The sequence below is a fragment of the uncultured Acetatifactor sp. genome (assembly GCF_948601915.1).
In the GTDB taxonomy this organism is placed as follows: Bacteria; Bacillota; Clostridia; order Lachnospirales; family Lachnospiraceae; genus Acetatifactor.
In genome coordinates, this window is sequence record NZ_CAPDXS010000211.1 from 1 (window position 1) to 6628 (window position 6628).

Genomic DNA, 6628 nt, shown 5'->3' on the forward strand with positions numbered 1-6628 from the left:
CAGCGTTATGCAGTCTGGTTTCACGGCAAGTGAAATCGTTAAGCAGTATAAGATGCAGGAACTGCGAGATTTTTCATATATGCTATTCATGGCAGCTGGTCTATCAGACGGTTGAGCTGTATGAAGAATTCATCGGCTCCCACCAGCTTCAATTTGTCATAATAGTAGACCATGTCGTATGGGGAGATGAGGAGCGTCCGCCATTCCGTAGTGATGAGGCCGTCTTCGCCCGCTTTGTTTTCGGGATGGTATTCCACGAAGCTGTTCTCGGGGATGTCCAGCCGGATGGGGCTGGCTCCCTCAGGGCAGAGTGTCTCCCAGTCTGTGGTGACGATATAATCCCGGTCCGAGGTGACCTCGATCTGAGGATGATGGGGGTAAAGCGTGGTGTATCTGCCGTCCCTTGTCAGGTCGCCTCCGGCGTATTCTTCCCATATCTGTTTCTCCGGGGCTAAATCGCAGACGGGGATGACATAGCTGCGGCCCACCTTCAGGGAGAAGTAGGAGTCTATCAGATAGATGTCGTCCTCTATCAGCACGGAAGTGCCGGTCAGCGATTCGTCCCCATACCATACTTTGTCCACAGTAAGCTCATATACCACAGAGGAGGATTGGTTGTGGTAGACCTCCCTGGGGCCGAATTTGTCATTGTATGTGTCGTAGGTGTAGCGCTTGAGGTACATGTCCGTAATCCGCCCTTCCAGGATAGCGCTGCTCTCCGCCAGCAGTTCTTCGCTGAAGGGCAGAACATCCGCGGTGGACTGGCTGGAGGCGGCATATTCCAACAGGATGTCAGGCATGACCTGTCCCTGGGGAAGGGGAAGGGAGCTGTAGCTGATGGGGAGCATTCCGCTGTCCTCTTTGGATGCGGTTTCCTGGCCTGAGGCCGGGAGGGAGGCATTCGGGGCATCGCTGCCGTCAATCACGTGTTCCCCGGGGGCTGCCGGGCTTCCTCCGCCGTCCGTCGTGCTGCCCGAGCCTGCCAGACCGTCGGAACCATGGGCATTAGAAGTGCCGCTGTCTGATACGGAGTAATAGACATCGGAATCGGACAAGGGCACCCCGGCACCGTCCGGATGCATGCCGCCGTTGCCATATATCGTGAGCAAAAGAGCCATGAGGCAGAGAACACCTCCCCCTGCCGCCGCCCGCATGGCGATATTGCGTCTGCGTTCCTTCGCTTTCCGATAAGCGTCCCTGCGCTCCAGCACAGCGTCCGCCACTTCCCTATAATTCTTCATATACAAAGCCCTCCTTTTCAAGCTCTGATTTCAGCGACTGCTTCGCCCGATAGACGAGATTCTCAATCTGCCGTCTGCTCTTATGCATGACTGCCGCGGCCTCCCCGTTGTCGAAGCCCTCCAGATAGACCAGGTACAGGACCTGCCGGTATTCGATTTTAAGCCTGTCCAGGGCCTGGTACAGGAGGATTCTGCGCTCTGTGCGCAGGTACAGCTTCTCCAGGCTCTCCTCCTCCCCGGTCAGCCGCTCCAGCTCCTCCGCAGGGATGGGAGAGAGCCTGGCGCTGTGCCGCAGATAGTCCATGGCCACGTTGCGGCCGATGGCGTAGAGCCATGTTCTGAAGGCGCTGCGCCCCCAGAACCTCGGCTTCCTGGTGGCCAGCTTCACGAAGGTCTCCTCCATCAGCTCCTCAGCCGTGGAGATATTCCGCGTGAAGCCGTTCAGGTACAGAATCAGCCCGTCCTTGTAATCTCTGATAATCTCGACGATACCTTCATCATCACCATCAAGGAAACGGCGGTAGCTACTGGCACCGTTGTCCATTGATTTCTCCCCCTTTCTGTCTGTTAGACGGGTGTGCGTGGGAATTCTCTCAGGAATTTCGGGAGAAAGTTTTGGATTTCTCCTTTCTTTATCATAACGCAGATTCGCGAGTATGGAAATGGACAGTTTTTCCGATGGGCTGGGAAGCATTTTGATTGTGATTCAGACATATAATAAGATTTTTATATAAAAAGATTCATATAAAAAGAAAAAATATGTATTTTTGTATTGAAATATCTCTTATAATGAGATATGATGGAATCAAGCAAATTATGATGTAACAGGGCAAGCCGAAAGGGAGGTGCATGTCATGACGAAATATGTAGAAAATATCAATTCCTATCTGTCCCATCGAAAGATAAAGCAGACCTACATCAGTCTAAAGACAGGAATCGATGCCAAGAAGCTGTCCCGAATCCTGACGGGGGCACAGGACATAGGCGCTACGGACATGGAAAAGATTGCGGGAGCGCTGGGAAAGAAAGCAGAATTCTTCCTGAGCGATAGTTTTCGCATGGAGCCGATGCCGGACCTGGAGCCGGAGAAAGTCTTCTTCTATGCGCAGAAGCCTACGCCGGAGCAGGAGCGGATTGCGGAAAAGATGCTCAAGCTGCTGGAGAACATTGACGAGGTCATGAGCGCAAGGATTCGTTTTCTGAATATCGCGAAAGGGGCAATGGATGAACATTGAGCGTCTGAGGAAGATAATGGCGTACAGCGAGGCGAACAGGGATAAGGCCCTGGCCAGGGTAAAGGATTTCTGCGCTTACGCTGGCATGAACAGCGATGAGGATGTCCGGGATGTGCTCCAGATTGTAAGGCCGGTTTTGAAAAAGAAGGGATTTCTGGTCTTCGAGATTCCCATAGACAACGATGATATAGGAGCGCTGTGCTATCAGGCGGGCGGGATGGGCTATATCATGATAAACTCGTCGCTGCCAAAGGCCAACGTGAATTTTGCTATATGCCATGAAATCTATCATGTGTTCTACCAGGAGCAGGAGAGCGATTTCCGGTCAAAGGCGGAGCTTGTGGACGGCTATTCTTATGAGCATGAGGAGGAATACGCGGCAAATCTCTTTGCGGGGATGCTCCTCATGCCGGAGGCCAATTTCAGGGGCATGTATGATTTCTTCAGGAAGGAGTCGGAGGGGAATGAGTGGGATACCATCCTCCGGTTGATGAACTATTATCAGATGCCTTACATGGCGGTCCTGATACGCTGCTATGAGCTGGGGCTGCCGGAATCCAACTATGTCCCGGAGGCCTTTCTGCAGGTGGACAGGGAGGCCGTAAGGAGGCGCTTCCTGGAGCTGTGGCTGGATGAGGCCATCCTGCAGGCTGACTGCAGGGACGATTTCCCGCGTCTGGAGAGGATGGTGGAGGAGTTTGGCAGGGAATATATTCTGGGTTCCTATATTAATGAAAGGACATTGTCCATAGTGCTCCGGAATATGAAAACCCTTTACCGGGAGATAAAGGGGGCGTAGCGGATGGGGACAGTCTATACGGAAGAACCGCACAACTGGAATGAAATCCAGCCCTATGTACGGACAGACAGGGGAGAGTTCGCGAAGGAGGTCCTGGCAGGTCGAAAGTGCTTTTTCTATGACACCTGTTCTTTCAGGAGGCATGCGGGCATTGGGGAGACATATGTCAAAAGCTTGCTGAACTATATGAAAAGGCAGGAGACGATGGTGGTCATAACCAGGTGCGTCCTGATGGAGCTGGTATCCCAAAGGGGTATCCTGAACCAGGAATACATGGATTACTGCAGGTGGATGGAGGCATTCGGGATACCGGTATGCCTGATTTATGAGGAAGATATCTTCTCCGTGATGGAAATCTGCTATGGCACGAACGCCAGAATGAACAGCCTGCTTAGCTGGGCGGTGAGGATGCTGAAAAGCCCCGCCAGCACCATCACGAGAGTGCTGGAGGAGGACAGGAGCCTGCGGGATGAGGTGATAGGCGGGAAAAATGCAGACAGAGGAGGCCTCTACAGGGATTTTTTCGCAAAGATAAGAGGGAATAAGGAGCCACAGGACAATCTGGGGGAGGAGCTGCTGGCCGTCTGTCTGTACATCCTGTCCCAGCTTCCCGGGGAGGAGGACGGGAAATTCAGCATCATCACCGATGACAAAGGCGCGGCCCGCAGGATAGACGAGCTGTTTCGGAGGACGAACCGGGGCTTTGGAGGGAGCAGGATCATCCTGTTCAGCACGCCTAAGCTGGTGCAGATTCTGTATGAAGAGGGATTTATCAGGGATGAATGCGCTATCCGGGCCTGGCTGAGGGCCGGGACGGTGGGGAATATATCGGTTCTGGGGACACGGGTCTATGATTTGAGGAGCAATGAGATATCCCTTGGCTGCCAGGAGCTTGCGGGACTCATTGTGGAGAGGGGGATTCACATCACATTCTGATGGAATGAAGGGCTTGCCCGTAAACGGCATCCCGGATTTCGGAAGAGCAATTGCGCAAATCCCCGTTCCATGCTATACTGAAACGCAGGGAAAGGCCCTACGGGAAAGAGAGGGAATGATAATGGCTGTAAACGAATCGGCAGAGAACTACCTGGAGACCATCCTGATATTGAGCAAAAAGCGCCCTGTAGTCCGCTCCGTGGATATCGCAGAGGAGCTGAACTTCAAGAAGCCCAGCGTCAGCGTGGCCATGAAGAACCTGCGGGAAAAGGGGCATATCACCGTGGACAAGTCCGGATTTATCACGCTGACGTCTTCCGGCAGGGAGATAGCGGAGATAATCTACGAGCGCCATCAGTTGCTCTCGGCCTGGTTGATGCAATTGGGCGTGCCGGAGGAGACGGCGGTGGAGGACGCATGCAGGATTGAGCATGTCATCAGCTGGGAGAGCTTTCAGGCGATTAAGGCCCATGTGGGGAATGCGGTTTCTTAGCTAAAAAGGATGAAAAATGGAGGACAGATCATTGCACATTAGAAAAAAATCATGCTTAGGACTCGGATTGACAGGAATGCTTCTTTTGACCAGCTGTTCCATCGGAATCGGGAAGAAGGCCGTACTGACTTATGACGGATCTTTGGAACTGGAACTGGGGAAGACCAAGATAGCAGAGGTCGTGGAAGCGGGATTCACAGATAAATATTCTCATGATGGGAAAGCCCAGATTGACGGCAGCTCATGGGAGAATTTCTATGCCATGAAGGGCGACGTCACTTATGGAACCATGTATGCCGCCAATAAGGGCTCACAAAAAGTCGCTTTTGAAGATGGGAAGGTATTCCGTGTCGTGATTGATTATCAAGATCCGGACTATGCCACAGGGGAGATCCTGATAAACGGCGTGAATTATGAGGGATATACCAGAGACCAGATCAAGGAAGCCATGAACGGCGCGGAGATGACCTTGGACAGCGAGACTTATCTGGACTTTGAGGACGGCAAATTCGAGTATACATTTCATTTTGAGGAAGGCTCGGAGACTGTGTGCAGCATCAGCATAGATGACGGGACGGACTGGGAGTTGGTTATCAGATAAGGAGTTTTCTGAAAAATCATTGCCGTATCATTTTATACTGCTTAACGATTTCGCTTGCCGTGAAACCAGACTGCATAACGCTGACCGGTTCAATCGCATGATTACTTAAGCAGCATTCAGCGTTAAGCAGTATAGATAATAGACGAAAGGATGCCGAATCCCATGACGGGCGTGGACGAGCCTGAAATGGCCACGGTGAAAGAGAGGGAGATCAATCATGAAAACGTATCTGAGAGATTTTTTCGAGGAATTCTCGTATCCGGAGGAGGCACGGGCCGCCTTAGAGCAGGCCTATGACATAATTGCGGCAGACGCCGCATTGGAGAGCGGATTCCAGGCGCTCCTGCAATCCTACGCCAGCGACAAAAACATGGACTACGACCAGGCCTTCAAAAAGATGGCGGAGATATCCGCCGGAGCAGGCATCCATGAATACACGGGGAATTTCCTGATGCTGGCCTGTTTCTCGAAGACCCTGCGGGAGTATTACAGGCAGGAGGGGATAGACGTGCAGATCTGGCGCACCTCCATGTGCGACCTGAAATGGAAGCTGGACGAGTGCAGATGCGTATACGGCATCTGGGGCACCTTTGTGCCGGGATGGTACGGGGGATTCTTCAACATGACCCGCTTCGGCTTCCAGAAGCTGCAGTTCGAAATCGTACCCTTCCGCTACCATTACGAGAAGGACGGCATCGTGCTGAACCCGGAGAGCCCTGTCCTGAACACCCACATCCCCCGGACGGGAGAACGGCTTGACCCGGAGAGCGTGCGCAGATCCTATGAGCTGGGAGCTGCGTTCTTCAAAGAGAGATTCCAGATAGACCCCGTGGTCTTCGTATGCCACTCCTGGCTGCTGTTCCCCCGCAACAGGGAGGTGCTCTCGCCGGATTCCAACCTGTATTCCTTCATCTCCGGCTTCGACATCCTGGAGGTGGAGGAGGCTGACGATTATTCGGAGGTCTGGAGGCTGTTCGACGTAAACTACGAGGGTGACGTGGAGAAGCTGCCCCAGGACACCTCCTTCCGCCGGGCCTATGCGGACTGGATCCGGAAAGGGGAAAAGACAGGCTGCGCATACGGCGTGCATATGCTGTAGGCGGATTTTTGGGTACATATTCCGGATTTTGGATATTCCGGATTCTGGCCCGGGCGGCCATATACGGCGATATTTTTGACAGGACGGATATGGCTCCCGCCTCTGTCTGCCGGATTTACGGCGGATGGAGGCGGGATTTTTTTGTTTTCGATTTTCGGGAAAAATTTGAGAGGCTTCTGGCATGATGGTGGGTACTTGACCATGCCCAATTAACAACTGCATAT

The 6628-nt window shown here is 52.8% G+C and carries 8 protein-coding genes; 6 read left to right on the forward strand and 2 right to left on the reverse strand.

Annotation, left to right across the window (positions count from 1 at the left end; all coding sequences use genetic code 11):
- Positions 1-86 precede the first annotated feature (86 nt).
- Entirely contained in the window at positions 87-1241 is a 1155-nt protein-coding gene (locus tag Q2B33_RS22645) for a hypothetical protein (protein WP_300564623.1), read from the reverse strand.
- Positions 1228-1785 carry an RNA polymerase sigma factor gene (locus tag Q2B33_RS22650; RefSeq protein WP_300564621.1) on the reverse strand — a complete coding sequence of 186 codons (558 nt, stop codon included), beginning with the start codon at positions 1783-1785 and terminating at the stop codon, positions 1228-1230. Before Q2B33_RS22650 ends, Q2B33_RS22645 begins: the two co-directional genes overlap by 14 nt.
- Positions 1786-2095: 310 nt before the next feature.
- Here Q2B33_RS22650 and Q2B33_RS22655 point away from each other — a divergent pair, with 310 nt between their 5' ends.
- The 6 genes from Q2B33_RS22655 to Q2B33_RS22680 all read left to right on the forward strand — a co-directional run bounded on the left by Q2B33_RS22655 (position 2096) and on the right by Q2B33_RS22680 (position 6404).
- Positions 2096-2476, forward strand: coding sequence for a helix-turn-helix transcriptional regulator (locus tag Q2B33_RS22655; protein WP_300564619.1), 381 nt, complete (start codon positions 2096-2098; stop codon positions 2474-2476).
- Positions 2466-3275: an ImmA/IrrE family metallo-endopeptidase gene (locus Q2B33_RS22660; RefSeq protein ID WP_300564617.1), complete on the forward strand. Its 810-nt coding sequence runs from the start codon at positions 2466-2468 to the stop codon at positions 3273-3275. Before Q2B33_RS22655 ends, Q2B33_RS22660 begins: the two co-directional genes overlap by 11 nt.
- A gap of 3 nt (positions 3276-3278) precedes the next feature.
- Positions 3279-4211 (forward strand): hypothetical protein, encoded by a 933-nt coding sequence (locus tag Q2B33_RS22665; RefSeq protein ID WP_300564615.1) that lies wholly within the window; start codon positions 3279-3281, stop codon positions 4209-4211.
- Positions 4212-4332: 121 nt separating this feature from the next.
- Entirely contained in the window at positions 4333-4704 is a 372-nt protein-coding gene (locus tag Q2B33_RS22670) for a metal-dependent transcriptional regulator (protein WP_300564647.1), read from the forward strand.
- A 142-nt stretch (positions 4705-4846) separates the two neighbouring features.
- Positions 4847-5305, forward strand: a complete 459-nt coding sequence (locus Q2B33_RS22675; RefSeq protein ID WP_300914272.1) for a hypothetical protein — start codon at positions 4847-4849, stop codon at positions 5303-5305.
- A 217-nt stretch (positions 5306-5522) separates the two neighbouring features.
- The gene (locus Q2B33_RS22680) at positions 5523-6404 is read left to right on the forward strand and encodes an acyltransferase domain-containing protein (protein WP_300564612.1); all 882 of its coding nucleotides are present in this window, start codon (positions 5523-5525) and stop codon (positions 6402-6404) included.
- Positions 6405-6628 lie beyond the last annotated feature (224 nt).

What these genes read in the sequence shown, in the direction of transcription:
- Q2B33_RS22670 (WP_300564647.1), top strand. Translation starts at nt 4,333, where the DNA reads ATGGCTGTAAACGAATCGGCAGAGAACTACCTGGAGACCATCCTGATA.
- Q2B33_RS22660 (WP_300564617.1), top strand. Translation starts at nt 2,466, where the DNA reads ATGAACATTGAGCGTCTGAGGAAGATAATGGCGTACAGCGAGGCGAAC.
- Q2B33_RS22645 (WP_300564623.1), bottom strand. Translation starts at nt 1,241, where the DNA reads ATGAAGAATTATAGGGAAGTGGCGGACGCTGTGCTGGAGCGCAGGGAC.
- Q2B33_RS22665 (WP_300564615.1), top strand. Translation starts at nt 3,279, where the DNA reads ATGGGGACAGTCTATACGGAAGAACCGCACAACTGGAATGAAATCCAG.
- Q2B33_RS22650 (WP_300564621.1), bottom strand. Translation starts at nt 1,785, where the DNA reads ATGGACAACGGTGCCAGTAGCTACCGCCGTTTCCTTGATGGTGATGAT.
- Q2B33_RS22655 (WP_300564619.1), top strand. Translation starts at nt 2,096, where the DNA reads ATGACGAAATATGTAGAAAATATCAATTCCTATCTGTCCCATCGAAAG.
- Q2B33_RS22680 (WP_300564612.1), top strand. Translation starts at nt 5,523, where the DNA reads ATGAAAACGTATCTGAGAGATTTTTTCGAGGAATTCTCGTATCCGGAG.